The organism is Streptomyces sp. BJ20 (assembly GCF_022869105.1).
In the GTDB taxonomy this organism is placed as follows: Bacteria; Actinomycetota; Actinomycetes; order Streptomycetales; family Streptomycetaceae; genus Streptomyces; species Streptomyces griseoincarnatus.
The window spans coordinates 3,938,431-3,965,278 of sequence record NZ_CP094918.1 but is presented as its reverse complement, the minus strand read 5'-3'; the positions used below and the strand labels follow the sequence as shown (position 1 = coordinate 3,965,278).

The window sequence follows — 26,848 nt, the reverse complement described above, 5'->3', positions numbered from 1 at the left end:
GACCACTGCAGGCGCGTGAGCGAGCAGGGGGCTACGGCACGGACAGGCGCAGGGCCACCAGCGCCGTGTCGTCGTCGTTGTCGGCGGTCAGCATCCCGGCGAGCAATTCGTCGCAGAAGGGCTCCAGGGGGCGCCGGTCCGCGGCTGAGGCCTGGCGGCGCAGCCGGTCCAGTCCGTCGGTGAGGTCTTCGTTCCGGCGTTCGACCAGCCCGTCGGTGTACAGCAGCAGCGTCGAACCGGGGGGCAGAGGGTGGACGGCAGTGCCATGACGGGGGTCGGGGAGCAGGCCCAGCATCGGGGAGCGGCCCTCGTCCAGGAAGTGTGCGGTGCCCTCCGCCTCGACGAGCAGCGGCGGGGGGTGTCCCGCCGCGGAGTAGTGGAGCTGCAGGCGGCCCGGCGCCGGGCGTTCGATCCGGGCCAGGACGCAGGTGGCGGTGCACTCGAGGTACAGGGTCTGTATGGATGTGTCCAGGCGCCGCAGGATCTCGCCGGTGGGTTCCTCACGGTCGAGGGCGAGCCCGCGCAGCATGTTGCGCAACTGGCTCATGGTGACCGCCGCGGGCAGGTCGTGGCCCGCGACGTCACCGACGGTGAGGACGGTGGCGCCGTCGCGCAGCACGAAGGAGTCGTACCAGTCGCCGCCGACTTCGGCGGCCGAGCTGCTGGGCCGGTAGCGGACGGCGATGTCGAGGCCGGGGACGTCCGGGGGCTCGGTGAGCAGGCTGTGCTGGAGGGCGAGCGCCACCTGTCGGGTCCGCTGGTACTCCAGGGCGTTGCTCAAGGGGGTGTGGGCCCGTTCCAGGAGCGTCTGCAGCAGGCTGATCTCCGATTGACCGAGGGGTGGGCGGTCGCCGTTGACGCAGGCGACGACCAGGGCGGCGGTGGTGCCGTCGACGACGACCGGAAGCAGGACGACGCTGTTGGCGTCGGGCGCCAGCCAGGATTCGGTGCCCGGCGGGACGATATCGGGCGGTGGTGAGCCGGGCGGGAAGACGGCGTGGACCGGGCGGCGCAGGTCGGCGGCGCGGACGAGGGCGCTGTCCGGGCCCAGATGCTCGGCGTGGTGCGGGGGCGGGGGAGGAGAGTCCTGGCGGGGCACGGCGGCGACGCGTTCGGCGGTCAGGGCGGTCCCCGGCGTGCGGTGCAGGGCCTGGGGAAGAAGGTAGGAGGTGCAGTTGTCCGCCAGCTCGGGCACGATCACCGCGGTGAGGGCGGCGAGCATCTCGTCCGGCCGGGCGGTGTCCGCGGTCACGGCGGTCGCCCGGGCCAGCAGCCTCTCCCGGCGGTCATCCTGCCATTCCTGCTCGACGTCACGGCACGTGCCTATCCACTCGATCACCGTCTCCCCGTCGCGGACCGGCGCCGCGTCGACGGCGAAGTGCCGGTAGCCACCCGTGGCCAGCCGCAACCGGTAGGTGTGGGTGAAGCGCGGCCGCACCTCCCGCAGGGTGCGGCTCCACCGCTCGATGACGGAGGCGCGGTCGTCGGGATGGACCGCGTCGATCCATCCGTCGTCGCGGAACTCCTCCCAGCTCTGCCCGGTGACCCGCTGCCAGCCCGGGCTCGGCTCGGTCACACCGCCTTTCGGGCCCGTCACCCACACCATCTCCGACCCGGCGCTCACCAGGCTGCGGTAGCGCAGCAGTGCGCGGCGCCGCTCCTCGGACAGGACACGGATCCGCCGTGCGGCAGTCACCTGCTCAGTCGTCTCCACGATCACGCCCAGCACGCCACGGCTCCCGTCGCTCACCGTGGCCCGGGAGATGCTGAACGTGAAGTAGCGCGTCTCCTCCCGTGGCGAGTCCGCGAAGTCGAGGTCGACGGGAACGGCCGTGAGCACCTCGGCCTCACCCGTGGCGAGGACCCGGTCGAAGATGTCGAAATAGCCGGACTGCGCGAGGTCGGGAAAGGTGCGCCGGAGGGGCCGACCCAGCGGACGGTCGCCGAAGGTCTTCCGGTAGACGGCGTTGGTGTACGCGAGCCGGTGCTCCGGCCCTCGGGTGAACACCACGCCGATCGGAGCGGGATCGAACATATCCAGCCTCATGCGGGCCTCCACCTGCCCCTGCCCGGGAAGTGAACGTGGGCAACGAATTCCCAGTACCCCTCGCCCAGGGGCCGACGCTCACCCTCCCTCATCCGGCTCGGCGACGGTCGGCGTCGTCCGCGCGACGCCGACCAGGCCGCCTCCTCGGCGGCACGCCGGCCGAGGTGATCCGGCGGCCGTGCGACAGCGCCGTCGGGGGCGTGCTGGAGGGTACGCACACGGGGCCGGAGGCCGTTGCGGCGACGCACCGGCTCCCTGGCGGGCCGTTGGACGTCAGCCGCCAGGCAAAGGCGGGGCCGGCGACTGCGGCAGCCTCACACCCGGCCGGCGACAGCCCCCGGCTCGACGACCGGTCAGTGCGGACCGTGATGCCCTTGATCCCGGTCGACGTCCGGTGACAGGGGGCGCCGCCAGTCACGTGCCCGGCGCAGCAGTTCCGGATCGTCCAGGGCCGGCACCCAGGCGTCGGCATGCCCCGTGTTCGCCTGGTCGGACTGCGGGCCCACGCCGAGGACCCGCAGTCCGGCACGCCACGCCGACTCGATGCCGGTGAGGGAGTCCTCGACCGCCAGCGCGGTTCCCGGGCGGACTCCGCACAGACGTGCCGCCGTGGTGTACACATCCGGCCACGGTTTGGGCCGCACCGCCGGCCCGCGTTCGCCGTCCGTCCCGAGTGCGGTCCCGCGATCGTCCGGCGGCCCGGTGGGCACGACGACGTGGCGGAAGTGGTGACGCAGCGCTGCGCGGCCGAGGCTCTCCTCCACCACTTCCAGCGGGCAGTTGCTGGCCACGGCCAGCGGCAGCCGCCCGGAGAGGAGGCGCACCATCTCACCGGCACCCGGCATCGTCAGCGGATCCTCCGCCACCAGGGACATGAAGTGTGCGAGGAGCGCCGTGGTCAGGTCCGCGGCCAACTCGGGCTTGTTCGTCTCCTCGGCCATCAGGCGGCCGCAGTCGACGTAGTGCACACCTTTGGCGCGATCGGCGAAGCCCGGGGGAGGCAGCAGACCGAACTCACGGAAGGCGCGGTTGCGTGCGTCCTGCCAATGCCGTTCGGTGTCCATCAGCGTGCCGTCGCAGTCGAAGACGACTGCCTCGGGCGACCAGTCCGACAGGGTTCGGAGTGGCGGTGTCATGAGGCCTCCTGAGGGAGAGGGCTGGAGCGGGAGCACGAGTCGCGCGACTGCGCGGTGGGACGGCGGGCCCCGTGACGAACGAGGCACGGAGATGGCCGGTGCCCTTCGGGAACACACCGGCAAGGACGACTCGCATTTCGGTGCATCAGCCGCAAAGAGAAAACATTGCAACGGCTACGATATTTAGCCTCCGAAAAACGGCGCAATCACCGTTTCGAGTACTCGCCTCGCAGGTGATCAGGGTGTAAGCGGTTGCCCGTCCCGCCGCCTCCAGACCTCTGGTGCAGCGTCATTCCCGCTGTGCACAAGGCGAGTTGCTGGATTCGTGCGCGGTGAGGAGTCAGGCCCCCGCTTGCGGCGAAAGGGCAAGCCGGCGAACCGGGAGCGGCACCCGGAAGCCAATTTCCACTCTTGGGTGTTCAGATTCGAAAGAAATGCCGCAATCCCGCGTGTGGCTGACGGTTCATTGCTCCGGGCGTACGCGGGCGCACTACATTGTGGGCCGTTCACTACGGAGCCGAACGAGGTGCGCGAGATCTTGCAGGAACGGGCCAGAGCAACCCGCAGATCACTCCTGGAGGCAGCCGCCTTCCTCTTCGCCCAGCAGGGTTACGCCGGTACGAGCGTCAACGACATAAGCGCCCGGTCAGGACGAACCAGCGGATCCGTCTACTTCCACTACGCCAGCAAGGAAGGCATCGCCCAGGCGGTCGTCCGGGAAGGCTTCGCGACCTGGCCGAGCCTCGTCCCCCGGTACGACGACCCGAGTGTGCCTCCCCTGGAACGCCTCGTCGCACTGAGCCACGACATCGCCCGCGCTCTCGCGGAGGACTCCCTCACCCGCGCGGGCGCCCGCCTGTGGGCCGAGCGCCACACCATCAACGCGGACCTCCCCGACCCCTTCGTCCTCTGGACGACCGCGGTCACACGCCTGCTCGCGCAGGCCCGGGCCGGGGGATGCCTGGCCGCCGGTGTCCGCCCGGCTGCCACTGCCCGCACCCTGGTCCGCGCCTTCTACGGGTTCTGCACCCTCACGGAGGCGCTGGAGGGCTCCCACGCGCTCCCCGTCCGCGTCTCCGACTGGTGGCAGCTCACCCTGCCCGCTCTCCAACGGGATCCGCGAGCCTGCCAGGCCCCGACGCGGCCCGCGGCAGCCTCGCCGGCCACCGACGACTGTCCGCCCCCTCACGCGCTGCCCCTGGGCGCGCCCGCCACCGGAGAGCGGAAGCGGACCGCACGCACCACGGAACACGCGACGAACTGCCCGGAACGGCAGTGACAGCGCTGAACGTATGATTCCAGCGCTGTCACGGAGATATCACGACTTCGGCCAGGGACGTCCGCGGTCCGGCACAGCGGCCGGCGCCGCCCGCTTGTCGGACTTCGGATGGGGCGTCAGGCACCGTGGTATCGCGACGCCTGACGCCTGACGGGTGATCCGCCCAGTTGTTACGCGGTCATCGGACGGCGACGGTCTCCGTGGCCTCCGCCTCGTCCGTGATGGCGGGGCCCGAGCCCTTCGGCCCGCGGAGAGCGAGGTAGACGAGCAGCATGCCCATGATGGCGACGCCCGCCCACATGGCCTGCTGCCAGCCGTCGACGAAGGACTGCTGCGCAGTGTGGATCAGGCCCTGGGCGCGACTGCCGGTGCTCGGGGCCACCTCGACGGCGTTGGCGATGCCTTCGCGTGCGGTGTCCGCGGCCTTGTGGGGAATGCCGCCGAGCTTGTCGTGGATCGCGCTGCGGTAGCCGTTGGCCACCAGCGCGCCGAGCATCGCGACGCCCAGAGCGGTGCCGAGTTCGCGGGTGACGTCGTTGAGGGCGGAGGCCACACCTTGCTTGGCGCGGGGCAGCGAGCTGGTGATGGCCTCGGTGGAGGGTGTCATCGACAGGCCCATGCCGATGCCCATGACGAGTATGCCGGCGAGGATGGACAGGTAGCCGCCGTCGACGGAGACGAACAGCGCCATCAGCGCGAGACCGAGGGTGGACAGGGCGACGCCCACGGTCATGGTGGAGCGGGCGCCGATCCTGGCGGCCATCATGGGGGCCAGGCCGGAGGTCGCCATCATCATGACGGCCATGGGCATCATCGCCGCGGTGGACAGCAGGCCCGACCAGCCCAGCACAGCCTGGAAGAACGGGAAGAGGACGACGGCGATGCCGGCCTGGACGCCGAAGACGACGAGCAGCGTGACGGAGCCGCCGGCCAGGCCGCGCTCACGGAAGAGGCGTACGTCCAGCAGTGATGCGTCGCGGCGGTGCAGCTCCCAGACCACGAAGGCGATGGCGGCGACCACGCCGACGCCCAGGCTGATCAGGGAGACGGGGTCGGTCCAGCCGCGCTCGGGGCCTTCCTGCAGGACGAAGATGAGTCCGATCACGGCGACGGCGGACATCAACCCACCGATGGTGTCGAAGGAATGGGTGGAGCGTTCGCGGGAGTTGGGCACCGACTTCCAAGTCATCGCCAGTGCGACGACCGCCAGTACCACGGGCAGCGCGAACAGCCACCGCCAGTCCGCGACGTCCACGAGGAACGCGGAGAGGAACATGCCCAGGATGCCGCCACCTCCGGCGACACCGGTCCACACACCGATCGCCTTGCCCCGTTCCTCCTCGGGGAACGTGGAGGTGACGACGGCAAGCGTGATCGGCATGATCATCGCGGCGCTGACGCCCGCGGCCACGCGGGCGCCGATCATCACTGCGGCCGACGGGGCGAGTCCGGCGACCACGCCGGCCGCTCCGAAAATGATCAGTCCGGTGATCAGCATGGGCTTGCGACCCAGTCGGTCACCGATCGCACCGAGCGGCAGCAGCAGGGCGGCCAGGGCAAGGGTGTAGATGTTGATGATCCACAGGACGGTGGTCTGGGAGGCGTCCCACTCGACGGCCATGTGGGTCTGGGCGACGTTCAGACCGGACACCGACGCGATGACCGCCATCAGCGCGATCGAGACGGCGATCAGGATCGCGCGCAGCTGACGCGCATCCGGCGCACCGCCGCCGACTGGTGCGGCCGCCGTCTGGGCAGTCTGGTTGCTACTCAAGATGTCCTCTCAAAGGGCATGAAGAATCAGCGCCGGTTCGGACCGGTCGCCGAAGAGGGGTGGAACAGGCGGGTTCGTCACGTCGGCCGCCGGCTGCGGTCCACGCGGGTCAGGCCGAGGGTCAGGTGGGGATGTTCGCGGCCGGGGCAGCGGCGAGGGTCACGTCGGTATCGGCGGTGGCCGGCAGAGCGTTGAGCCGGTGGCCGGCAGAGCGTTGATGTGGGATCCGGCCGGGGCACCGGCCGCGCCGGACGCAGCGACCTACGCGGTCGGATCAATTCAGCGCAGGCATGTCGCGCCCTTTCGTCGTACCTGGCCCCCTGCTGGTGGACCATCCGCATGCGACGTTAGGACCGAATTGCAGCGAAGGCATACCATGTTGCCTATGACGCAAGAAGATGGGGCGCTGGACAGCCTCGTACGCAAACGGATCCGCGCACTGCGCGTCGCGCAGGGCTGGTCCCTGGAAGAACTGGCCACCCGTGCCCATCTCAGCCAGTCCTCGCTGAGCCGGATCGAGAACGGACAGCGCCGCCTCGCCCTGGACCAGCTCGTCACCCTCGCCCGCGCCCTGGACACCACCCTGGACCAGCTCGTGGAGAACGCCGCCGACGACGTCGTCATCAGCCCGATGATCGACGGCACCCACGGCCTGATGCGGTGGCCCATCAAGGGCGACCCCGGCATGAGCGTCATGCGTCAGCGCATGACGGAACCCCCGCCCGACAATCCCGCCCGCATGCGCGCCCATCCCGGCCGCGAATGGCTCGTCGTGCTTTCCGGTACCGCGATCCTCATGCTCGGGCACCGCCGGTTCCGCGTCGAGACCAACCAGGCCGCCGAGTTCCCCACCATGATGCCGCACGCGATCGGGGCCGAGGGTGGCCCGTGCGAGATCCTGGGCATCTTCGACCGCGACGCCCGGCGCGGCCACCAACGTGACACCGGCGACAGCAGCGAGTGCGACGGCGCGCAGGGGCCCTGTGAGTAGCAGCCTCCGGCTGTGTCGAGCGTCCGCGCGCGGGGTCATCTTGCGTGGCGGGCAGCGCACCGGGCCATCTTCTTGCGTATACCGCAAGTAGTTGTGCGTTTCGCGCATGGTGGTCCTACGGTGGTGCCATGACCCAAGCGCACCAGCACACTTCGCACGGCGACATCGGCCACCACGGGCACGGCCACGGTGGTGGTCATGGCGGCACTCAGCAGGACGGCGACAGCGGACAGGCGGAGATCCTCGAGCTGGACGCCGAGGTCCTCGCCGAGCACATCGCATCCATCACCGCCTGGCTGCCGCTGAAGGTCGAGCCGCGTCAGATCGTGGACCTGGGCTGCGGCACCGGCGCGGGCACCTTCGCGCTCCTCGAGCGCTTCCCCGAGGCGCACGTCACCGCGGTCGACGCCTCCGCCGGCCACCTGCAGTTCCTGCTCGAGAAGGCATGCGCCCGCGGCGTCTCGGACCGGGTGCGCACCGTGCAGACCGACCTCGACACCAGTCGTTGGCCCGACCTCGGCACACCGGACCTGGTGTGGGCCTCCGCGTCGATGCACCACATGGCCCACCCCGACCGCGCCCTGCGTAGCGTCCACGAACTTCTCGCGCCGAGCGGGATGTTCGCCGTCGTGGAGCTGGACGGCTTCCCCCGCTTCCTGCCCGCCGACGCCCCTGAAGGCCGACCGGGACTCGAAGAGCGCGCCCACAAAGCGACCGACAGCTTCCACGCTGAACACGTCCCGCACCGCGGCGCCGACTGGGGGCCGATGCTGGCCGCCGCCGGATTCGACGTCCAGGACGAGCGCACCATCACCGTCAACATCGCGGGCAACCGCAGCGAGGCCGTCGGCCGCTACGCTCACGGCAGCCTGCAACGCATCCGCGGCGCCGCCGCGCCCATGCTCAGCCCTGAGGACCTCGCCGCCCTCGACGAACTCCTCGACGTCAACAGCCCGCACTGCGTCCTGCACCGCGACGACCTCGCCGTACGCACCGAGCGGACCGTCTGGGCCGCCCACCGTTCCTGACCCCTGGCGGCCCGGCTGCCTGCCGGGCCGCAACGAACGTCCGTGACGTGACCGGCAGAAGCCGTTGGATGTCGCCCAGGAGCGCATGTGAGCGCGTTCCTGCTGTGCACAACACCCTGCCCACGCCGGCGGTGCAGAACCAGCCGCGTGTGCAGTGGCCGCGGGCCGCGCACGCCGGGAGCGTCGCGTGGACACGAGTGCCATCACCGCCGCGCCCGGGAAGGCCCCGTGGTCGGGCCGACCACGGCACGTCGGTGTGCTCGCTGTCGGATACGGGCTTCGAGTCCGCGGCGCGCCCCCGGCAGGGCTTGTGCCCGACCCCTCCGAGAGCCCGGCGCGCCTTCCCTCGGCTGCGCGCTTCCTTTTACGCAGGCCCGCTAGAAGGTGTAGCGGGTGTGGCTGAAGACCTGGCCGTCGTGCCCGAAGCCGTACGCCGTGCCGGGTGCCACCGCGAACAGGAGGTCGTTGCCCTTACGGATACTGTCGCCGAAGCCGTGGAAGGGGCCCTCCGGGGAGGTGACATGGTCCCCGTACTGCGCCTCGAACGCGGCGATCACCTCGTCCTGCCGCGCCGGATCCGTCACCCGCTCGGCCGTGCCCTCGATCACGATGTCGAGGCCCTCGGAGAGTGAGTTGCGCCCTGTGGTGAGTGCGCAGTGAGGATTACCGGCCAGGTTCTTCGCCTTCTGCTCTCCCGGCCCGGTACTGAAGTACAGCGCCCCCTGATGCCAGGCGGCAATCAGCGGCGTGACGTGCAGCCGGCCGTCCGGCCGCACCGTGGTGATCCAGAAGACCTCGGCGGCCCGCAGCTCGCGTTCGGCCTCGTCCCAGTCGGTCGCGGTGACGTCCTGCGCGCCCGGGCGCGGGTTGAGCGCGGAACTGTAGCGAGCGTCGAGCTCGGTCCTGGGCTGTTCCGGAGTCATGCGAAACCCCTTTCACTCCTTCTGTGAAGGCTACGCAGCCCGGCCCGGCGGCGCTCAGGCACCGTTCTTCCTTGCCGTTCGGCCCAGCGGAGCGCGGACATGGTCCCGCATCCGCCACCGCGGACCCGCCTGGGCGAACCGGCCCGTCACCCGGGCGCACACCGACTCCGACTCGTCAGCCCACCAACCGGCTCGAGTCATGTCCTCCGTGCCAGGTCGACGACGACCAGCTCACGACACGATCCGCTGGTGGCGTGCCGAGGCCTGTACGGGGGCGCGGCGGGGGAGAGGAGGGCTCAGAGCGCCGTCGTGTACTCCGGCAGCGTCAGGGAGGAGTGCGTCGCCCTTCGTGCCTCCGCCTCCGCCGTGGCCAGCTCCTTCGCCATCGCCTCCGGGTCGCGGAACAGCGCGTTGCGGGCGTCCACCTGGGCACGCGTCGTCGGTGTGACGATCGTGCCGCCGGTGGTGGCCAGCGCCTGGTTACGCTCCGCGAAAGGGCGCATCCGGCGCTCGTAGGCCGCGAAGGCCTCGGTGTGGTCCGCGTGCGTGGCGAGCTCGCCGGCCAGGACGTAGGCGCCGATGAGCGCGACGCTCGACCCCTGCCCGGAGAGGAAGGACGTCGCGTGCGCCGCGTCGCCCACCAGCGTGACCCGCCCGTGGGACCAGGCGGGCATGTGGATCTGACTCACGATGTCGAAGAAGAGGTCCTCGGCCGTCCGCATCGCCGCCACCAGCCGCGGCACCTGCCACACCTGCTCGGGGAACTGCGAGGCGACCAGGTCGCGTTGGGCGCGCGGGTCGCGGAACGCCTCGAAGGGCGGGGTGTCGCGGACGAAGGTGAGGAATCCGTGCACGGGCTCGGAGGGCTCGTAGGCGTACACGACCGCGCTGCGACCCGGCTCGCTCCAGATGAACGCCTCGTGCGCGAGACCGAGTTCGTTGGGCAGGGAGAAGCCCGCGAAGACGTGCCCGAGATAGTGGTGGAAGGGCTCCTCGGGTCCGAAGACCAGTCGGCGGGTGTGGGAGTGCAGTCCGTCCGCGCCGATCACGAGGTCGAACGTGCGGTGCGTACCGCTGTCGAGGACGACGTGCACGGCGTTCCCGTCGTCGTCCAGCGTGGCGATCGAGTCGCCGAAGAGGAACTCGACGCGGTCCCGCAGCGGCGCGTAGAGGGCGTCGGCCAGGTCGCCGCGCCGCACCTCGAGGTCCTGGCCGCTCTCGCCGCCGGTCAGTTGCTCGGGCCGTACCGCGCCGATCGTGTCCCCGGCGGCGTCGAGGGGCGGTCCACGACCTCCCGGGCCGTGCCGCGGATGTCGATCGCGTATCCGCCGCCGCGGACGGCCCCGGCCTTCTCCACGACGGTCACCTCGAAGCCGTACCGGTCGAGCCAGTAGGCGAGTGAGGGTCCGGCGATGCTGGCTCCGGAGATCAGTACGCGACGGGGGGCGGACGTGGGCGTGGAAGTCGGGTGCGTCATGGGAACGGCACCTTTCTGCCGGGCGGATCCGGCACGGAGGCGGTACGCGGCAGGCCGAACGGCGATGCACATGCGTACCTTAGGTATCCTTTATGGAGCCGTGCGGCACTTTCGGTGCCGCAGCCCCGCCCTCAACGATATAGATACCTAACTCAGGTATGCAACTGGAGGAGTCATGACCCCCGAGTCCCCCGGGGAGCCCGGACCCGCGCCCGGGCTGTCGCCCGACGACCTGCTCGCGGTGCTGCCCCGGCTCACCAGGCTCAGCTCCGCGTTCAACAAGGGCCGGCTCGTGGATCGTGCCGCAAGGGCGGCCGGTCCGTCTCTGGACCGGCCCGCCGTGGGGGTGCTGGTGTCCCTGCTCGCGGCCGGGGAGCCCCTGCGTATCGGAGAGATCGCCGACCGCATGCAGGTCGTGGGCCCGCACGTCACCCGCCAGGTCCAGATCCTGGAGAAGCGCCGCCTCGTGCGACGCATCGCCGACCCCCTCGACCGCCGTGCCAGCCTCATCGAGCCCACGGAGGCGGGCAGCGAAGCCGCCCAGCGCTATGTCACCACGCTGCTCGGCTGGTTCGCCGAGGTCCTTGCCGACTGGCCCCGGCAGGACCGCGACGACCTTCTGCGCCTCCTCGCCCGCTTCGCCGACGACGTGACGGCCCGGCTGGCACTGCCGGAGGAGGAAGAGGGCGAGGGGGCGTAACCCACACGACGGCTTTCCGCCGGAGGGCGGCTCGTACTCAGCCGTCAGCGCTGCACCGACCGGACACCCACCCGCAGGTCGTGCATCGTGGGAGCACGGCGGGCTGCCTGCGCGGTCGGCCGAGACGCCGGCCAGGGCCGGGATCACGGCCGGCAGCGCCACCAGTTGGCTGACGTCGCCTGGGGTTGCCGCCGCCCACCGGCACCTGATGGCTCTCTTCGCCGCGGGCGTGACAGATGACCTCCTCTCTCCTCGGCGGTCCCGGGCCGGGCGGCCCTCCTCGTCGACAGTGCCCGACGCTGACGCGGCCCTGTGCGGAGACCTGCTCTAGGCGTCGGCGAGAAGCGGGTCGTACGCGGTGTTCGTACGGCGGCCCGACATGAAGGAGAGGAAGTCGCTCACGAAGGCGCTCTGGCTGTAGACGCCGTCCGTGGTGGTGAGGTCGCGGTGGAAGGCGGTCCGGAAGAGGGTCCGGTACTCGTCGGCGTCGATGGTTCCGTTGCCGTCCTTGTCGGTGGCGTCGAAGAGGACTTCTGCGACGCGGATGAGCGCGGGTCCGGCGAGGGAGGGGACGGCGGCGGCATACTCCTCGGCGCTGACGCGGCCGTCGCCGTCCGTGTCGAGGGCCGCCTGCAGTTCGCGCCACCAGGCGGCGAAGGCGTCGTAGAGCCGGGTCTCCTCGGGTTCGTCCAGGTCGAGGCGGGTGCAGAGTTCACGGGCCATGGCGGCGAGGTCGGGCCAGTCGAGATGGCCGTCCCCGGTCTGGTCCAGCACGTCGCGGAAGAACTCCTCCGCCGAACGCCGGCTCTCTCCCACGCCGGCTGAGGGCGCCGGATCCGGGTGGAGGACGCCGCTCAGTGGTGTGAGGAGGCGCAGCAGAGCCGAAGCCCGCTTCATGCGGGCGGCCAGGGCGGCCACGGTCCGTGCCCGAGGGTCGTCACTGTCGGGTGACAGGGAGAGGGCCTCGACGATGCTTTCGGCGTTGATCCAGCCCTCGGGCAGGAAGCGGGCCAGTCCGGCGGCGCAGTAGGCGCCCTGCATGAGCGTCGAGACGCCGGGCATCTCCGGCAAGCCGGCCCGGCGCCGGTACGCCTCGGGGAGCGAGGCGACGGTGATGGCGCCCAGCAGCGGGCCGACGACAGCCCGGCCGGCCGCCCACAGCGTCGGTGCCCCGTCCAGCAGTGCCGGGGCAGGCAGGTGGTCGAAGAGCCGGTAGAGGATGACGCGGGCCGCCTCGGTGTTCTCCAGTTCGTCCTCGACGACCCGGTCGAAGTACCGCCAGAAGTCGTCCAGGTCCTCGGGCAGTTCCGAGGCGTCGCCGTCGAGGGCGGCGAGGAACGCCCGGTACTCGGCGTACATCCGCTCCATGGTGTCCTGGTCGAGCGGCTGACCGCTGAGCCGGCACATGGTGACGGCGCTCTCGAAGAGGGTGGCGACCACCCAGGCCCGGGTCGCCCGGTCCATCGCGTCGTAGGCACGGCCGCGGTAGTCGGAGCCGCTCATGCGGGCGTGCAGCCTGTTGAGCCGGGCGGCCTCCCGCTCCCGAACCACCGGGTCGGCACCGAACATGCGCCGCATACTCAGGAAGGTATTGCGCAGCCGGCGCCACGGGTGGGCAACGAACGTGGAGTTGTCGACGAGGGCCGCACCGATCTGAGGGTGCGCGGCCTCCAGCACAGTGGCACGGATTATGGCCAGCGCCCAGCGCGGGTCGTCGAAGAAGCCGCTGAACCGTGAATCCGGGCCGAACAGGGGCGTCTCGCCGGCCGTTCCTGTGGTGGTCATGAGGGGTCTCCCATCGTGCGGGGCGGCACACCGCCGAAACGGCGGTCGCGGCGCCGGTAGGTATGCAGGCAGGCGAGGAAGTCGGGGGCCCGGAAGTCCGGCCAGAGCACCTCGGGGAAGACCCACTCGGCGTAGGCGACCTGCCAGAGCATGAAGTTGGAGATGCGCTGCTCGCCGGAGGTGCGGATGACCAGGTCGACGTCGGGGGTGTCGGGGAACGGCAGGTGGTCCGCGAAGAGCTGTTCGGTGACCTCGTCCGCGGGTGTCCTGCTGCGGATCAGCGACCTGGCGGCCTCCACGATGTCCCGGCGCCCTCCGTGGTCGAAGGCCACGGTCAGCGTCATCCCCCGGTTGCCGGCGGTCAGCGTCGCCAGGTCCTCGAAATCCTGGGCCAGCTCACGGGGGATACGCGAGTCGGCGACCCCCAGGAAACGGCAGCGGATGCCCCGGGCCAGCAGCAACGGCGCGTGCTTGCGCACGACCCGGCGGACCAGACGCATCAGGAAGTCGACCTCCGTGCCGGGACGGCTCCAGTTCTCGGTGGAGAAGGCATACAGACTGAGCCACTCCACGCCGGCTGCACGGGCCGCCTCGATGATGTCGATGACAGTGGTCTCAGCGGCCTGGTGCCCCGCTGTGCGGGGAAGCGAACGCCGCTGTGCCCAGCGGCCGTTGCCGTCCATCACGCAGGCCACGTGCCGTGGCACCGCACGCGCCGCCCGGTCGCCTTGCCGCTGCCCGTCGGCGCCGTCTCCGTACTGTCGCCCACCCGGCCCGTTCCCCGTCGCCGCGCGTGCGCACGGAATGCCGTGGCCTCTCGTGGCCTGCCCCGTCCCCTCCGGAACGGCGCGCTCGGCCGTACCGCGCTCGGTCACACCAACCCCGTCTCACCAGGCGCCTCATCCCAGCCCCACCGGCGCATCCCCTCCTGGAGTCTGACAGGGCGGATCGGACCGGACCGGCCAGACGGGCGGCCACCACCCTTGGCTCCTTTGTCCGATTCCCACGGCTTCGCACGGCGGCAACGTCGGCGGCACCCACGACGCTCATGTCGTCCTCGGCTCCGAGACGCTCCGGTGTCCGCCGAGTAGTGATGCCGCCGAGCGGGCGCCGGAGAGCGGCCCCTGCCCCGTCACGGGGGCAGGGGCCGCGCGTCGAGCTGAGCGGGGAAGTCCGGGCCGCTGCGCAGTGCGACAGGACCGGACCGTGTCGATGGTCGGCATCCCCGCGGGTGCTTCAGTCCAGTCGGGCCGCATCCGACGCGCCCGGTGCCGGGGCTCGCGGTCGTGGCCGGAGCGCGTCCCTCAGCAGTTGCGGATGGACCACACCGGCGTCCAGTCGTACGTGAAGGGCCTGTTCTCCGGCAGGGCGACGTCCAGCACCTGTCCGTTCTGGCCGTAGAAGAAGGCAGCGGCCCCGACCTGGTTGTTCACGGCCTGGCCGACGCCGTTCCAGTACGACAGGGAGTACTGGGCGCACCGGTAGAGGAAGAAGACTTTGTACTTGCCCACGGCGGGGTCCCAAACGCCGGCGCACAGGTTGCCCGAGGTGCACTCGACGGGGTTGCCCGACGTGGTGTGGACGTAGTCGGCCGCCGGGGACACCGTGGGGGAGACGGCTGCCATGGCACGTGAGGCGGCGGTCTCCCGGGGTGCCGGGGGCATGATCATGATGTGGCTGTCGTTCTCGCGGGGCGTGTCCGGGGCTGCGTGGGCCGGGGCCGACGCGAAGGCCGACGCCAGTACCCACAGGAAGGCACCGGCCACTGCGAAGGCGGAACGTCTGGTACGCGACATCATCACTCCTTTTCCGGAGACATCCGGAATCAGTGCTGTTCTGTGCACAGCGGAACGTCGGGCAGTTGGTTGTCCGGATGACTGATGTAGATGTTGGTGACGTAGCCTCCGTACTGCGGCAGATACGCCCACCAGTCGTTGGTGTAGGGCGGGACGGAGACGGACTGGCCCTTCTTCTGGCAGCCCACCAGCACTTCCACGCCGGCCGGGAGCCGGGTCAGCAGGTTGTCTCCGAGCGCCGGGTCGTTGCGGACCGCGACATCCGACCCCCACGTTCCGTACCACGTACCTGTCGGTGCCGTGCCGCCGGGAACGTGCAGGGAACGGGTCAGTCGGCCGAGGTCGGTGTAGGCCCTGCCGTAGGAGGTGCCGTCCGGGTGCAGGGTGAGGACGGCGACGATCGAGCGGTCCCCGGTCCCGACGGTGCCGGTCGTGTGCAGCGCCGGCCGGCTCAGGTCGACGCCCGCGGCTCCCGTGGCGGGGGCGGCGGAGCCGGCCTGCGTACGGGCCGAGCTGCTGCTGCCCGGGCCGCAGGTGCCTTTCGCGGAGAAGGCCGACCAGCCCTGCTTGACGGCCCACGGCCGGTTGAAGGCGGCGGCGACGCCGAAGTGCTGGTCGAAGGAGTCGGAGGCGCACCGGGTCGACTGGCGCAGACGCTGCATGATGAAGTCGCGCACATCGGCGGGGGCCGATTCCAGGATGTGGCGGTAGATCTTCACCGTGTCGCGGGCGGAGATCGCCGTGTAGCCCCAGTAACCCTCATATCCGGCCGGAGGCGGCGCGGTGTCGACGAGCCCGAGACGCGTGATCATGCGGTCGGCGATCGCGGGCCCGCCGTAGGTCGACCAGTAGTGGTTGGCGGCGCTGTCCTGGCTGCTGCGGAGCATGGCGTCCAGCCGGGCACGGTCGGCGTCCGGGATGTCGGCGGGGCTGCGGTTCCACAGGAAGTCGAGAGCCAGCAGGAGTTTGACGACGGAGGCGGAGCGGAACGTCGCCGACGCGTTGAGCTGCTCGGTGAAGGTGCCGGTCTGCCGGTCGAACACGGCTACGCCGGCTGTGACGCCGGCGGGCACCTGAGGGGTTCGCGGGGCGGTCGGCTGCGTGCCGTCCGCAGTCCTCGGTCCCGCCGCTGCCGCACCGGAGTGCGGGAGTGCCGCGCAGGTGAACGCGAGGGAGAGCAGAGCCGCGGCTGCGGCGAGCGTGCGCGGAGGGGTGCGGCGTGAGTGCGTGGGGGAGTGGCGTGAGATACGGAGCATGTCGTGACGGTCCTCGGCGAGTATGCGGGAAACGCGATGAGGGAGGGGGCGTCCGAGGCGGGCATCGTGCTGTCCGGCACGGCGACACCCCATCGAGGAGCCTTCGGGCCGGACGCGTGCGGCCCCGGGCCGAGCGCCTTGGTAGCTGCCGTTGGGCGGCCTACGGGATGTTGCATTCCGTCATGCCGGGCCAGGGGTCGGTCGACGTCCACACGTCCACCGCGGGGATGAATCCCCATGCATGCTGCACTTCCTGACCGGGAGCGACGCGGTCCCCCATGGTGTAGTACCAGACATTGTTGCCGCCGTTGTGCCAGGCGCCCCGGCCCCAGCACACGAACCAGCTCGACGAGGTGTCGATCCAGCCGATCACCGGGCAGGCCGCGATGAAGCTGGCGCAGCCGTACAGCGGGGCTCCGGCCCGGTTGCCGCACACCCAGTCCCGCGGCCAGGTGCGCCCGGTCCAGGCGTCGTAGTGGCTGACGTTGCGGGCGGTGCACGATGCCTGGGGCGCGGGAGGCGCGGCGTCGGGTCCGCGTGATGCGCTCGGCGTCGCACGGATCGTGTGGTCGGCCTGCGCCGTCGACGCCTGAGCGGCGCCCGCGCTGAACAGTACGGCCAGGAGGGCGGCGAGGATCGCCACCGCTCTTCTCATGGACATGTGCCGTCCCCCGGTTGTCGAGAAAGTGATGGTCGCAGCGATGGTCGGAAGACCCCGTGGAACCGGTGGGTTGCACGGGGCGTCGCTTCCGATCGAGCCTTCCACTCTCACTCGGTGCATGTCATCGCTTATGTCCATGCGGGATGAAAACTGATCCATGAGGGATTCATGATGGTTGCTGGCGGAACGGTCTCCGGGGCGGGAGCACCGACGGGTCCCGATCCACGGACACCGAGCGCCCACCAGCTGCGGTTGTTCGTCGCCCTGGCGGAGGAACTCCACTTCTCCCGCGCCGCCGCCCGTCTCTTCATCACGCAGTCGGCCCTGAGCCAGCAGATCAAGGACCTCGAACGGCGCCTCGGTGTGCAGTTGTTCGATCGTTCCAGCCGGACCGTCACGCTCACGCCGCAGGGGAGGGTGTTGCTGGCGGACGCGCGGGGCGTGGTGGCAGCCATGGACCGGCTGAGTCACAGCGCCTCGACGCAGGCGCGCCGGCTCTCGGGCCGACTCGTGGTGGGCACCGTCGGGGCCGAGGCAGCGATGCCCTACACCCGGGCCGTCCTGAGCCTGCTGCACACGCGGCACCCTCAGGTACAGATCGACGTGCGCAGTCTCCACCTCGCGGACCACTTCGACGCCTTGTTCCGCCATGACGTCGATGTCGTCTTCCTGCGGCCACCGGTACCCGACGGCATCGAGGTCCAGCACCTGGCCACGGAGGACCGGTTGGCCTGTCTGCCGGCGAGCGATCCGCTCGCGGAGCGGTCACGGATCACCCTCGCGCAGTTGGCGGACCGTCCGGTGATCGACGTACCGCCCCAGGTGCCCCGGGTGTGGTGGGACTTCTGGGCGGTGGATCCCCGGCCCGGTGACACGCCGGTCCGCTACGGACCGGTGGCCTCGGACGTGGAGGGGTTGCTCCATCTCGTCGCCCGGGGCGAGGGTATGTGTTTCCTGCCGGCCGCCGCCCGCGACCTGTTCCCGCGCCCGGGCGTCAGCTATGTCGAGGTGACGGACCTGCCTCCCTCCACGGCCGGCCTCGCCTGGCTGAGGAGCAACCGTACCGAGCCGTTGATCAAGGCCGCTGCCGGCGCGGCCCGGTGTGTGGCAGTGGCGTGATAGGCCGAACGGACCCACAAGACCCGCAGCGCAACCCGTTCCGGAACAAATCAGAGTGTCCAATTCGTCAGCTTCATCGGATTCAGCATCAGCCACACGTTCGTGACGCCTTGATCACTGACGTCAAAGGTGATGATTCCGTACCGACGCCCCTCGTCTCGAAGGATGAATCCGAGACCGTCAGCTGTGTCACGCCGCTCAAAACGGAGGGCGGGCTGCTTGCGCATCACTCCCATGAACCACCGGGCTACACGATCCGACCCACGGATGACACGAGGCGCGGCATTGACGAAGCCGCCGCCGTCCACTCGCAGTTCGACGTCCGGAGACAGCACGCGGAGCAGGCCCTCGATGTCCCCTCCGGCAGTCGCACCACGGAATGCCCGAACGACCTCGTCATGCTGGTGGGGAGAAACCTGTGCGCGTCTTCCTCGTCGAACGTGGCGGCGCGCGGACGTTGCCAGTTGCCTTGTTGCTGCTGCTGAACGGCCTACGACACCGGCGATCTCGTCAAACGGGACGCCGAACACATCGTGCAGCACGAACGTCACTCGCTCTGCTGGGGTCATGGCCTCGAGGACCGTCAGCAATGCCATGCTGACGGCATCGTCGAGAGTGACACGTTCGAGCGGATCGGCAGTGAGACGGCTGGAGTTCAGCGGCGCAACGGCTGTGTCCGCGAAGAGGTCAGCCGGAACTGGCTCCGGTAGCCATTGCCCGACGTACGTCTCCCGTCGCGCCCGCGCGGAACCCAGCAGATCGAGCGAGATGCGGCTCGCAACCCGCATCAGCCATGCCGCGGGCGCCGCGATTTTGTCGCGTTCCTCGGGATCAAGGCGGTACCACCTCACATATGTCTCTTGCACGACATCCTCGGCGTCGGCCAGGGTGCCCATCATGCGAAAGGCCAGCGACAGCAGTCGATGCCGCTCCGCCATGACCGAATCGAGAGCCCGTGACTCATCACGCTCGACTTTTCCGGACTCCGCGGATTCGAAAGGAAGATCTTCCGGCATGGGGCACCCTTTCTCATGGGAGCGCGGCACGCCTGACCTATTGCCCGGCGGTCAGACGTTCCCACTTCTCCCCACTGTCGCATTCAGGCGGTGGGAATTCCTGCAATCGGGTACCGCACGGTGCCTGTCCGGTACGCGCCACGCGGAACCATGGCATCGAGGGGTTCCTGTCCGTCCACGGTCACAACCTCACGATCGTCTCCGCGATCGGCCAGAGTGGCACGGAAGAGGTCGTCGTGGTAGAAGCGGTCGGGGCCGGCGATCTCGATGTCACTTCCCGGCTCCAGCGTCGTGACAGCCTCGGCGAGCAGCTCGATGACTTCGTCCAGGTCGACGGGCTGAATGAATGACCTCGGAGCGAGAACCTTTCCGTCCACGGTGTGCTGGTCGATGAGGACAGGAATGTAGCTCTGGAACTGGGTGGCCCGAATGATGGTGGCGGGAATCGAAGCGGATCGCACGGCCTTCTCCTGCGCCACCTTACCGAGGTAGTACCCGATCTCAGACGCGTCTCCTTCCCCGACGCCGACAATGGAGAGCACGATGTGATGACGCACACCTGCCCGCTCGCCCTCCGCGGTCAGGTTGTCGATCGCTCCCTCGAAGAACGAGATCGCCCCCTCCGCATCGAAGCGGGGGGTGTTGAGGACGTTCACGATGGTGTCGACCCCGACGAGACCCTCGGCGAGTCCCTTGCCCGAGATCACGTCGACCCCGTCCTCGAGTCCTCCCGGGACCACCTCGATGCCCTTGGCCTCCAGGTTGTCAGCAAGGCGGGACCCGACACGGCCGCGCCCGCCAGCGATGAAAACCTTCATTTCCTCACTCCGTTCCGGGGCACCATTCGCTGCCCTCACCAACATGACGACGCAGGTCGGAAAAATGTGAGGTTGTGGAGCAGGTTCGCCGGCGCGCCCTGTCCTACGTGGTGAGGCGGAGGAGTCGCCTGTAGCAGCGCCGGGCGGTGGCGAGGCGCTGCGGGTGTGGCACTGCCGTGCGGGACGTGACGCTGCGCGACCGGCGGTGCCTCCGAGGAAGTGCGGCGCGGTCCGGTCGCCGTGCCCGGGACATGGAATAGCTGTCGGGGGGCGTGAGGTTGAAGCGATCATGTGGAACAGCGAACACCTGGACCTCGATGCCTACCTGACCCACCTCGGGTACGAGGGTGACCGGACGCCCACTCTTGAGACGCTGCGGGCCCTGCAGCGTGCGCATGTGCTGACCGTGCGCTGGGACACCCTCGACAGCTTCCTGTATCGCGAGGTGCGGCTCGACGTGCCCTCGGTCCAGGACAAGCTGGTGCGCCGGGGCCGGGGCGGCTATTGCTACGAGCACGTTGCGCTCTTCGCCGCCGCGCTGGAGAAGCTCGGGTTCCGGTTCACCGCCGTCTCCGGCCGGGTACAACTGGGCGCGGACTCCGCCCACCCCCGACCGGCGACGCACGCGATGCTGATCGTGGACCTGGAGGGCGCACGATGGCTGAGCGACGTCGGCTTCGGCCACAGCCCTCTTGAGCCCATCGAGCTGGTCGACGGCGGCCGCAGTGAAGCGGGCCCGTGGCCGTACCTGCTGCGCTGGCAGGACATCACTCACGGCTCACCAGGCTGGGCGGTGCAGCAGCGCGGGGGCGAGACGGACGACCCGGAGGGCTGGGTGGTGCGGCAGGTCTTCACCGAGACCCCGCAGTATCCCGTCGACTACGCGGTCGGCAACCACTTCGTGGCCACGCATGACCGCTCCCCGTTCGTCACCCGCCCGTACATCCAGCGGCAGCGCATCGACCGGTACGACACGCTCGACGCGCTGGTCTGGACGACGGAACGCCCGGGCCGGGACCGGGTGACGCGGACCGTCGGGCCGCACGAGGTGCCCGAGCTCCTCGACGACGTCTTCGGGATCCGCACGGACCCTGCGGAAGCCCGACTGCTGGTGACCCGGCTGAGGGAGCTGGACTCCGCCCGGCACCGCCCCGGCCCCACACCTCGGTGAAGCGGACCTGACCGGTCGCCCAGCCGCCCGCCACCTACCGCGGGCGCCGGCTCCGACGGACAGCCCTGCCCTCGGCGTAGCGCCGTCGAGCGCTGCTCCAACCGGCTCAAGGACTCCCGCGGCATCGCCGGCCGATACGACAAGACCGCCGCCTCCCGCGAAGCGGCGGTCACACTCGCGTCGCTGCTGCTCCGGGCAGGATCAGGTCGAAGAGGGACACCAGCAACCGGGTCCGCGGTGCGTTCAGGGTCCGGCGACGTGCGCCGGGCGAGTGCTCGGCCCCCGGCCGGCGATCCCCGCGGGGCGGTAGTGGTTGGCTGCGCTGCCGGTCCTCAGAGCGTCTGCCAGACGCGGGCCAGCGCCGATGTGGTGAGGACCTGGTCCGGATGCCCCTGTCCGGCGAGGAGGCCGTCCTGGAGCAGGAGGCAGGCGTCCGCCGCGCGTGCGACCGTCAGGTCGTGCGTGGCCTGGACCACCGTCACCCCGTCGGCGACCAGTGCGGTCAGCAGTGTCCCGATCCGCTCCCTCGACTCCGGATCCAGAGCGGTGGTCGGCTCGTCGAGGAGCAGGAGGTCCGACTCCTGCGCCAATCCCTGTGCGATGAGCGCGCGTTGACGCTGCCCACCCGACAGCTCGCCCAGTTGACGTGCGGCGAGGTCCCGGATCTCGAGCCGGTCGAGCGCCGCGTCCACGGTCGCGTGGTCCTGACGGGTCAGCCGACGCCACGGGCCGCGGTCGCCCCAGCGCCCCATCTCCACGGTCTGCCGGACGGTGAGCGGCAGGGTGTCGCCGACGGCTCCGCGTTGCGGTACGAACGCGGGCCGCCGATCTCCGGCGCGGTGGAGATCACCGGATGTCGGATGGATCACACCGGCGAGCACGCCGAGCAGGGTCGACTTGCCGCTGCCGTTCGGCCCCACGAGCACTGTAGTCGCCAACTTCGGTATCTCCGCGCTGATTTCACGAAGCACCAGGCGGCCTGGGTAACCGGCGCACAACCCGGAGAAGGAGAGGTGGGCGGTCCGCCCGGGGGTCGAGGCGGGTGAGGAGTGAACTTTGTTGAACATGATTTTCATTGTAGTGTCCCTCGCATGGAATGGCTGACGGCCCCTTTCGAAGCGACATTCGTGCAACGAGCCCTGTGGGGCGGGATATTGGTGTCCGCGATCTGCGCGTCGGCGGGCACCTGGGTGGTGCTGAGGGGAATGGCCTTCCTCGGCGACGCCATGTCCCACGGGTTGCTGCCGGGCGTCGCGCTGGCCGCGCTGCTCGGCGGAAACCTGATGGTGGGGGCCGTGGCCAGCGCCGTCGTCATGACGGCCGGCGTCACCGCGCTCGGCCGTACACCGAGGCTGTCCCAGGACACCGGCATCGGGCTGCTGTTCGTGGGCATGCTCTCGCTCGGCGTGATCATCGTCTCGCGCTCGCAGTCCTTCGCGGTCGACCTGACCGGCTTTCTCTTCGGCGACGTGCTCGCCGTCCGGCAGCAGGACCTCCTCGTGCTCGCGCTGGCGTTGCTCGCGACGCTGGTGGTGTCGGTCCTCGGTCACCGCGCCTTCCTGGCCCTGGCGTTCGACGAGCGCAAGGCTCACACCCTGGGTCTGCGGCCGCGCCTGGCCCACGCCGTGCTGCTCGGCCTTCTCGGTCTGGCGATCGTGGCCTCGTTCCACATCGTGGGAACGCTGCTCGTCCTCGGACTGCTCATCGCACCGCCGTCCGCCGCTCTGCCCTGGGCCCGCAGCGTGCGCGGGATCATGACACTCGCCGCCCTGCTCGGCGCCACCGCCACGTTCGGCGGGCTGCTTCTGTCCTGGCACCTGAGCACGGCCGCCGGCGCGACCGTCGCGGCGCTCGCGGTGAGCCTGTTCTTCCTCTCCCACATGGTGTCCGGCCTGCGTGACCGCCGTGCGCGCCACACCCCCGCCCCGGCCCCCGTACTCGAAGTCGACTGAAAGAAGTCAGAGGCGATCGCCATGACCGTACGCAGAAACGTCACCCCATATGCATCGGCCGCACTGGTGCTCGCCGCGCTGCTCACCACGAGTTGTGGAGGCCCGGGGAGCAACACCGCACCACCGGAGGCGAGTTCCTCGTCCGCTGTCCCGCACGGACACGTCGAGGGAGCACGGGAGGCCGCCGAGCAGCAGTCACGGCTCCTCCTCAACGACCCCGTCAGCGGCGACACCAGGATCCTCGACCTCATCACCGGCCGGGTGCACACGACGGCACAGGTGAAGGACGCCGTCCGGCTGGGGACCGACGGCAGGTTCGGCTACCTCCACACACCCGGAGGCACGCACGTCCTCGACAGCGGTGTCTGGATGGTGGACCACGGGGACCACGTCCACTACTACAGCGCGGCGACACGGGACGTGGGTGAGCTTCCCGCCGGCGGCCGCGCCCAAGTGCGCAGCGACGCCGCCGTGACCGCGGTGACCGACGAGGACGGGCGCACCCTCCTCTACGACCGCAGCGAGCTGGAGCAAGGGAAGATCGCAACTCCCGTGACGCTGCCGGGCACCCACACCGGCGCCGTCGTCCCGTACGAGGAACACCTGCTCGCCTTCAGGAACGGAAGCGGCACCACCGAACTCGTCGTCCTCGACCGCAGGGGAAAGAGCGTCGCCTCACCGGACGTGACGTGCGAGGAGCCCCGAGGGGACGCCGTGACCAGGCGCGGGGTGATCTTCGGCTGCGCCGACGGCGCCCTGCTCCTCCGCGCTCACAACGGTGCCTTCACCGCCGAGGCGATCCCGTACGGCACGGATGTCCCCGCGACGGAACGGGCCACCGTCTTCCGTCATCGGCCCGGCAGCGACACGCTCACCGCCGCGGCCGGAGACGACGCCGTCTGGGTCCTCGACGTCGCCGAACGGACCTGGACGCGTGTGAACACCGGACCGGTCGTCGCGGTCAACACCGCCGGAGAGGGATCCCCGTTGCTTGTCCTGGAAAGCGACGGCTCGCTGCACGGCTATGACATCGCCACCGGACAGCAGACCGCTCGGACCGAGCCGCTCCTGACAGGAGGGAAGCGGACCGGCACCGACGGCAGCGCCCCCGTCATCGAGGTCGACCGCAGCCGCGCCTACGTCAACGACCCCGACGGGAAGAAGGTGCTCGAGATCGACTACAACGACGGCCTGCGTGTTGCGCGCTCCTTCGATCTGGACGTCAGGCCGGTCCTCATGGCGGAGACCGGACGATGAGCCGGACCGAGGCGAAGCAGCGCGCGAGGGTGAGCATCGCACGTCTGCGCAGCCTGCTCCTGGGCCTGCTGGCACTCGTCGTGGCCGCCACCGCCACCGCCTGCACCACCGGCGACGACCGCCCCGGCATCGTCGTCACCACGAACATCCTCGGCGACGTCACCCGGGAGATCGTCGGTGACGAAGCCGACGTGACCGTCCTGATGAAGCCCAACGCCGACCCGCACTCCTTCGGCCTCTCCGCGGTGCAGGCCGCCGAGCTGGAACAGGCCGACCTGGTCGTCTACAACGGCCTGGGACTCGAGGAGAACGTACTGCGACACGTGGACGCCGCCCGAGAGTCCGGCGTCGCCACCCTCGCGGCCGGCGAGGCGGCCGACCCGCTCACCTTCCGTACGGCTGACGACGGCGGCCCCGAGGGCGGAACGGGAGAGCCCGACCCCCACTTCTGGACCGACCCCGAGCGGGTGCGCAAGGTCACCGCCTTGATAGCCGACCAGGTCATCGAGCACGTCCAGGGCGTGGACGCCGACACGATACGCGGCAACGCCGACCGCTACGCCAAGGAGCTGACGGAGCTCACCGCCTGGATGGAGAAGTCCTTCGACCGCATACCGGCGGGCAAGCGGGCCTTGGTCACCAACCACCACGTCTTCGGTTACCTCGCCGACCGCTTCGGCTTCCAGGTGATCGGCGCGGTCATCCCCAGCGGCACGACGCTGGCCTCACCCAGTTCCTCGGACCTCCGCTCACTCACCGAGGTGATGGAGCGGGCGGACGTGCGCACCGTCTTCGCCGACTCCTCCCAGCCCGAACGGCTTGCCGAGGTGCTGCGTACGGAGATGCGCGGTCAGGTCCGTGTCGTCGGACTCCACTCGGAGTCACTGACCGCCAAGGGCGGGGGCGCCGACACCTACCTGCGGATGATGCGCGCCAACACCACCGCCATGGTCCACGGCCTGACCGGCGCCTGACCCGCAGCGTCTCCCTGCCCGCCGGCAGACGGGCCGACACCGTCACACCACACCGCCGCCACCGGGCGGCGCGGAAAGGAACACACGAATGAACAAGTCGATACGCAGCAGAGTCATCATGGGCGCGGCACTCGCCCTGACGGCCTCCACGGTTCTGACCGCCTGCGGAGGGCGCGACTCCTCCTCTGCCGAGGCCAAGGCGGACGGGACCGCGAGCGCCACGCCCGCGGCAGCGGTCAAGAACCCGCTGGTCGCCACCTTCGACGGCGGCCTCTACATCCTGGACGGGGAGAGCCTGAAGCTTGCCAAGGCCATCGAGCTTCCCGGCTTCAACCGGGTCAACCCCGCGGGCGACGAGGACCATGTCATCGTCTCCACCGACAGCGGCTTCCGCGTCCTGAACGCCACCGGCCAGAGCCTCACCGACATCGAGTACAAGGGCGCCAAGCCGGGCCACGTCGTACGCCACGCGGGCAAGACCGTGCTCTTCACGGACGGCACCGGGGAGGTCAACGTCTTCGACCCTGCCGACCTGGGCAGCGGCAAGAAGCCGGAAGGCCGCACCTACACCTCCGCCGAGGCCCACCACGGGGTCGCCATCGAGCTGGCCAATGGCGAACTCCTCAGCACCCTGGGCACCGAGGAGAAGCGCACCGGCGCTCTGGTGCTGGACGAGAACAACAAGGAGATCGCACGCAACGAGAACTGCCCCGGCGTCCACGGCGAGGCGGCAGCCGAGAACGAAGCCGTCGCCGTCGGCTGCGAGGACGGCATCCTGATCTACAAGCAGGGCGAGTTCACCAAGATAGAAGCCCCTGACGACTACGGCCGCATCGGCAACCAGGCCGGCAGCGACACCTCGCCGATCCTCCTGGGCGACTACAAGACCGACCCCGAGGCCGAGCTGGAGCGGCCCACCCGCGTCTCCCTCGTCGACACCGAGAAGAAGAAGCTGCGCCTGGTGGACCTGGGCACGAGCTACTCCTTCCGCTCACTGGCCCGCGGCCCGCACGGCGAGGCCCTCGTCCTCGGCACCGACGGCGCCATCCACGTCATCGACCAGAACTCCGGCGAGATCGAGAAGAAGATCCCCGCCGTGGGCGAGTGGCAGGAGCCGCTGGACTGGCAGCAGGCCCGGCCCACCCTGTTCGTCCGCGACCACACCGCGTACGTCTCCGACCCCGGCAAGAAGGCGCTGCACGCCATCGACCTGGACACGGGGAAGAAGACCGCCTCCGTCACCCTGCCGGAGAGCACCAACGAACTGTCGGGCGTCGTCGCCGGACACTGACGGCGCGACATGCCCTCGCCACAGCGGCCCGCCGCGGGCCGCTGTGGCCGCTTTCCACCGTGACGATGTGGGCCCTCGCCGTCGCCACCCCCGGTGGCGGCGGTCCGGCACTCACTTGTGCTGCAAGGCCTGGCGCATCCAGTGGAGGCGCTCCAGGGTGCGGCGGCGCATCACCAGAACCCAGAAGCACAGCGCGACCATGCCGGCCGCGAAGAGACCCCCTCGAGAACCGAGTACGGGACAGCGTCGGCTAGCGGATACCCCGAGTTCTCCTGCTCATCTGACGAAGAGCTGGTTCTCGCAGTGCGGGATGGGCCCTTGAGGCGTCGCCGTCTGCGGAGCCGAGGGCCGGACGCCCGTCATCCGGCCGCTCCGGTGCCCGCAGGCGGAGGTCCGG

General features: G+C 70.2%; 22 protein-coding genes and 1 pseudogene. 10 read left to right on the top strand and 13 right to left on the bottom strand.

All coding sequences use genetic code 11. The features are described 5' to 3' along the window. Window positions 1-31: 31 nt before the first annotated feature. Both MTR79_RS17590 and MTR79_RS17585 read right to left on the bottom strand, forming a co-directional pair. Window positions 32-2,047, bottom strand: a complete 2,016-nt coding sequence (locus MTR79_RS17590; protein WP_244791183.1) for a SpoIIE family protein phosphatase — start codon at window positions 2,045-2,047, stop codon at window positions 32-34. A gap of 353 nt (window positions 2,048-2,400) precedes the next feature. Beyond that, window positions 2,401-3,183: an HAD family phosphatase gene (locus MTR79_RS17585; protein ID WP_244791181.1), complete on the bottom strand. Its 783-nt coding sequence runs from the start codon at window positions 3,181-3,183 to the stop codon at window positions 2,401-2,403. A gap of 526 nt (window positions 3,184-3,709) precedes the next feature. On the opposite strand from MTR79_RS17585, the gene MTR79_RS17580 reads away from it, so the two are divergent. Beyond that, window positions 3,710-4,462 carry a ScbR family autoregulator-binding transcription factor gene (locus MTR79_RS17580; RefSeq protein WP_189364766.1) on the top strand — a complete coding sequence of 251 codons (753 nt, stop codon included), beginning with the start codon at window positions 3,710-3,712 and terminating at the stop codon, window positions 4,460-4,462. Between the two features lie 178 nt (window positions 4,463-4,640). Here the strand turns inward: MTR79_RS17580 and MTR79_RS17575 are convergent, their stop codons facing one another. Continuing rightward, window positions 4,641-6,236: a DHA2 family efflux MFS transporter permease subunit gene (locus MTR79_RS17575; protein WP_244791179.1), complete on the bottom strand. Its 1,596-nt coding sequence runs from the start codon at window positions 6,234-6,236 to the stop codon at window positions 4,641-4,643. 385 nt (window positions 6,237-6,621) lie between these two features. Between MTR79_RS17575 and MTR79_RS17570 the strand changes: the two genes are divergently transcribed. Further along, window positions 6,622-7,227 (top strand): XRE family transcriptional regulator, encoded by a 606-nt coding sequence (locus tag MTR79_RS17570; RefSeq protein ID WP_122213399.1) that lies wholly within the window; start codon window positions 6,622-6,624, stop codon window positions 7,225-7,227. Window positions 7,228-7,355: 128 nt separating this feature from the next. After that, entirely contained in the window at window positions 7,356-8,255 is a 900-nt protein-coding gene (locus MTR79_RS17565; RefSeq protein ID WP_244791177.1) for a class I SAM-dependent methyltransferase, read from the top strand. Between the two features lie 377 nt (window positions 8,256-8,632). Here MTR79_RS17565 and MTR79_RS17560 read toward each other — a convergent pair whose 3' ends face one another. Further along, complete coding sequence (locus MTR79_RS17560; RefSeq protein WP_189364770.1) at window positions 8,633-9,178, bottom strand: pyridoxamine 5'-phosphate oxidase family protein; 546 nt, start codon at window positions 9,176-9,178, stop codon at window positions 8,633-8,635. Window positions 9,179-9,474: 296 nt separating this feature from the next. Next, a pseudogene (locus MTR79_RS17555) lies at window positions 9,475-10,655 on the bottom strand (FAD-dependent monooxygenase). 175 nt (window positions 10,656-10,830) lie between these two features. Between MTR79_RS17555 and MTR79_RS17550 the strand changes: the two are divergent. After that, entirely contained in the window at window positions 10,831-11,355 is a 525-nt protein-coding gene (locus tag MTR79_RS17550; RefSeq protein WP_244791175.1) for a MarR family transcriptional regulator, read from the top strand. A 327-nt stretch (window positions 11,356-11,682) separates the two neighbouring features. Here the strand turns inward: MTR79_RS17550 and MTR79_RS17545 are convergent, their stop codons facing one another. From MTR79_RS17545 to MTR79_RS17525, 5 genes are all read right to left on the bottom strand, one after another. Then, the gene (locus tag MTR79_RS17545; RefSeq protein WP_244791173.1) at window positions 11,683-13,140 is read right to left on the bottom strand and encodes an oxygenase MpaB family protein; all 1,458 of its coding nucleotides are present in this window, start codon (window positions 13,138-13,140) and stop codon (window positions 11,683-11,685) included. Next, window positions 13,137-13,847 carry a polyprenyl diphosphate synthase gene (uppS, locus tag MTR79_RS17540; protein WP_279953082.1) on the bottom strand — a complete coding sequence of 237 codons (711 nt, stop codon included), beginning with the start codon at window positions 13,845-13,847 and terminating at the stop codon, window positions 13,137-13,139. The genes MTR79_RS17545 and uppS overlap by 4 nt, the downstream gene beginning before the upstream one ends. Window positions 13,848-14,444: 597 nt before the next feature. Then, the gene (locus MTR79_RS17535) at window positions 14,445-14,936 is read right to left on the bottom strand and encodes a hypothetical protein (protein ID WP_244791171.1); all 492 of its coding nucleotides are present in this window, start codon (window positions 14,934-14,936) and stop codon (window positions 14,445-14,447) included. Window positions 14,937-14,965: 29 nt separating this feature from the next. After that, window positions 14,966-16,192 (bottom strand): hypothetical protein, encoded by a 1,227-nt coding sequence (locus MTR79_RS17530; RefSeq protein ID WP_244791169.1) that lies wholly within the window; start codon window positions 16,190-16,192, stop codon window positions 14,966-14,968. A 160-nt stretch (window positions 16,193-16,352) separates the two neighbouring features. Then, the gene (locus tag MTR79_RS17525) at window positions 16,353-16,853 is read right to left on the bottom strand and encodes a hypothetical protein (protein WP_189364776.1); all 501 of its coding nucleotides are present in this window, start codon (window positions 16,851-16,853) and stop codon (window positions 16,353-16,355) included. A 171-nt stretch (window positions 16,854-17,024) separates the two neighbouring features. Here MTR79_RS17525 and MTR79_RS17520 point away from each other — a divergent pair, with 171 nt between their 5' ends. Next, window positions 17,025-17,972 (top strand): LysR family transcriptional regulator, encoded by a 948-nt coding sequence (locus MTR79_RS17520; RefSeq protein ID WP_244791167.1) that lies wholly within the window; start codon window positions 17,025-17,027, stop codon window positions 17,970-17,972. A gap of 50 nt (window positions 17,973-18,022) precedes the next feature. Here the strand turns inward: MTR79_RS17520 and sigJ are convergent, their stop codons facing one another. Together sigJ and MTR79_RS17510 are read right to left on the bottom strand one after the other, a co-directional pair. Beyond that, window positions 18,023-18,988, bottom strand: coding sequence for an RNA polymerase sigma factor SigJ (gene sigJ / locus MTR79_RS17515; RefSeq protein WP_244791165.1), 966 nt, complete (start codon window positions 18,986-18,988; stop codon window positions 18,023-18,025). 83 nt (window positions 18,989-19,071) lie between these two features. Continuing rightward, the gene (locus tag MTR79_RS17510; protein ID WP_244791163.1) at window positions 19,072-19,806 is read right to left on the bottom strand and encodes an NmrA family protein; all 735 of its coding nucleotides are present in this window, start codon (window positions 19,804-19,806) and stop codon (window positions 19,072-19,074) included. A 289-nt stretch (window positions 19,807-20,095) separates the two neighbouring features. On the opposite strand from MTR79_RS17510, the gene MTR79_RS17505 reads away from it, so the two are divergent. Further along, entirely contained in the window at window positions 20,096-20,977 is an 882-nt protein-coding gene (locus tag MTR79_RS17505) for an arylamine N-acetyltransferase (protein WP_244791161.1), read from the top strand. 332 nt (window positions 20,978-21,309) lie between these two features. On the opposite strand, the gene aztA is transcribed toward MTR79_RS17505, so the two are convergent. Continuing rightward, a complete protein-coding gene (gene aztA / locus MTR79_RS17500; protein ID WP_244791159.1) occupies window positions 21,310-22,053 on the bottom strand; it encodes a zinc ABC transporter ATP-binding protein AztA in 744 nt (247 codons plus the stop codon). A gap of 15 nt (window positions 22,054-22,068) precedes the next feature. Between aztA and aztB the strand changes: the two genes are divergently transcribed. The 4 genes from aztB (at window position 22,069) to aztD (ending at window position 26,451) form a co-directional block, all read left to right on the top strand. Then, window positions 22,069-22,929: a zinc ABC transporter permease AztB gene (gene aztB, locus MTR79_RS17495; RefSeq protein ID WP_244791157.1), complete on the top strand. Its 861-nt coding sequence runs from the start codon at window positions 22,069-22,071 to the stop codon at window positions 22,927-22,929. A 21-nt stretch (window positions 22,930-22,950) separates the two neighbouring features. After that, window positions 22,951-24,186: a hypothetical protein gene (locus MTR79_RS17490; RefSeq protein WP_244791155.1), complete on the top strand. Its 1,236-nt coding sequence runs from the start codon at window positions 22,951-22,953 to the stop codon at window positions 24,184-24,186. Then, complete coding sequence (gene aztC / locus MTR79_RS17485) at window positions 24,183-25,160, top strand: zinc ABC transporter substrate-binding protein AztC (protein WP_189364784.1); 978 nt, start codon at window positions 24,183-24,185, stop codon at window positions 25,158-25,160. Before MTR79_RS17490 ends, aztC begins: the two co-directional genes overlap by 4 nt. Before the next feature lie 88 nt (window positions 25,161-25,248). Beyond that, on the top strand, window positions 25,249-26,451 hold the full coding sequence (gene aztD, locus MTR79_RS17480; protein WP_244791153.1) for a zinc metallochaperone AztD: 1,203 nt from the start codon (window positions 25,249-25,251) through the stop codon (window positions 26,449-26,451). Window positions 26,452-26,848: the final 397 nt, after the last annotated feature.

Bases quoted from the DNA above. Each gene is read 5' to 3' on its own strand.
- MTR79_RS17590 (WP_244791183.1), bottom strand. From the start codon at position 2,047: ATGAGGCTGGATATGTTCGATCCCGCTCCGATCGGCGTGGTGTTCACC.
- MTR79_RS17585 (WP_244791181.1), bottom strand. From the start codon at position 3,183: ATGACACCGCCACTCCGAACCCTGTCGGACTGGTCGCCCGAGGCAGTC.
- MTR79_RS17570 (WP_122213399.1), top strand. From the start codon at position 6,622: ATGACGCAAGAAGATGGGGCGCTGGACAGCCTCGTACGCAAACGGATC.
- MTR79_RS17565 (WP_244791177.1), top strand. From the start codon at position 7,356: ATGACCCAAGCGCACCAGCACACTTCGCACGGCGACATCGGCCACCAC.
- MTR79_RS17560 (WP_189364770.1), bottom strand. From the start codon at position 9,178: ATGACTCCGGAACAGCCCAGGACCGAGCTCGACGCTCGCTACAGTTCC.
- MTR79_RS17550 (WP_244791175.1), top strand. From the start codon at position 10,831: ATGACCCCCGAGTCCCCCGGGGAGCCCGGACCCGCGCCCGGGCTGTCG.
- MTR79_RS17545 (WP_244791173.1), bottom strand. From the start codon at position 13,140: ATGACCACCACAGGAACGGCCGGCGAGACGCCCCTGTTCGGCCCGGAT.
- MTR79_RS17535 (WP_244791171.1), bottom strand. From the start codon at position 14,936: ATGTCGCGTACCAGACGTTCCGCCTTCGCAGTGGCCGGTGCCTTCCTG.
- MTR79_RS17530 (WP_244791169.1), bottom strand. From the start codon at position 16,192: ATGCTCCGTATCTCACGCCACTCCCCCACGCACTCACGCCGCACCCCT.
- MTR79_RS17525 (WP_189364776.1), bottom strand. From the start codon at position 16,853: ATGTCCATGAGAAGAGCGGTGGCGATCCTCGCCGCCCTCCTGGCCGTA.
- MTR79_RS17520 (WP_244791167.1), top strand. From the start codon at position 17,025: ATGGTTGCTGGCGGAACGGTCTCCGGGGCGGGAGCACCGACGGGTCCC.
- sigJ (WP_244791165.1), bottom strand. From the start codon at position 18,988: ATGCCGGAAGATCTTCCTTTCGAATCCGCGGAGTCCGGAAAAGTCGAG.
- MTR79_RS17510 (WP_244791163.1), bottom strand. From the start codon at position 19,806: ATGAAGGTTTTCATCGCTGGCGGGCGCGGCCGTGTCGGGTCCCGCCTT.
- MTR79_RS17505 (WP_244791161.1), top strand. From the start codon at position 20,096: ATGTGGAACAGCGAACACCTGGACCTCGATGCCTACCTGACCCACCTC.
- aztA (WP_244791159.1), bottom strand. From the start codon at position 22,053: ATGAAAATCATGTTCAACAAAGTTCACTCCTCACCCGCCTCGACCCCC.
- aztB (WP_244791157.1), top strand. From the start codon at position 22,069: ATGGAATGGCTGACGGCCCCTTTCGAAGCGACATTCGTGCAACGAGCC.
- MTR79_RS17490 (WP_244791155.1), top strand. From the start codon at position 22,951: ATGACCGTACGCAGAAACGTCACCCCATATGCATCGGCCGCACTGGTG.
- aztC (WP_189364784.1), top strand. From the start codon at position 24,183: ATGAGCCGGACCGAGGCGAAGCAGCGCGCGAGGGTGAGCATCGCACGT.
- aztD (WP_244791153.1), top strand. From the start codon at position 25,249: ATGAACAAGTCGATACGCAGCAGAGTCATCATGGGCGCGGCACTCGCC.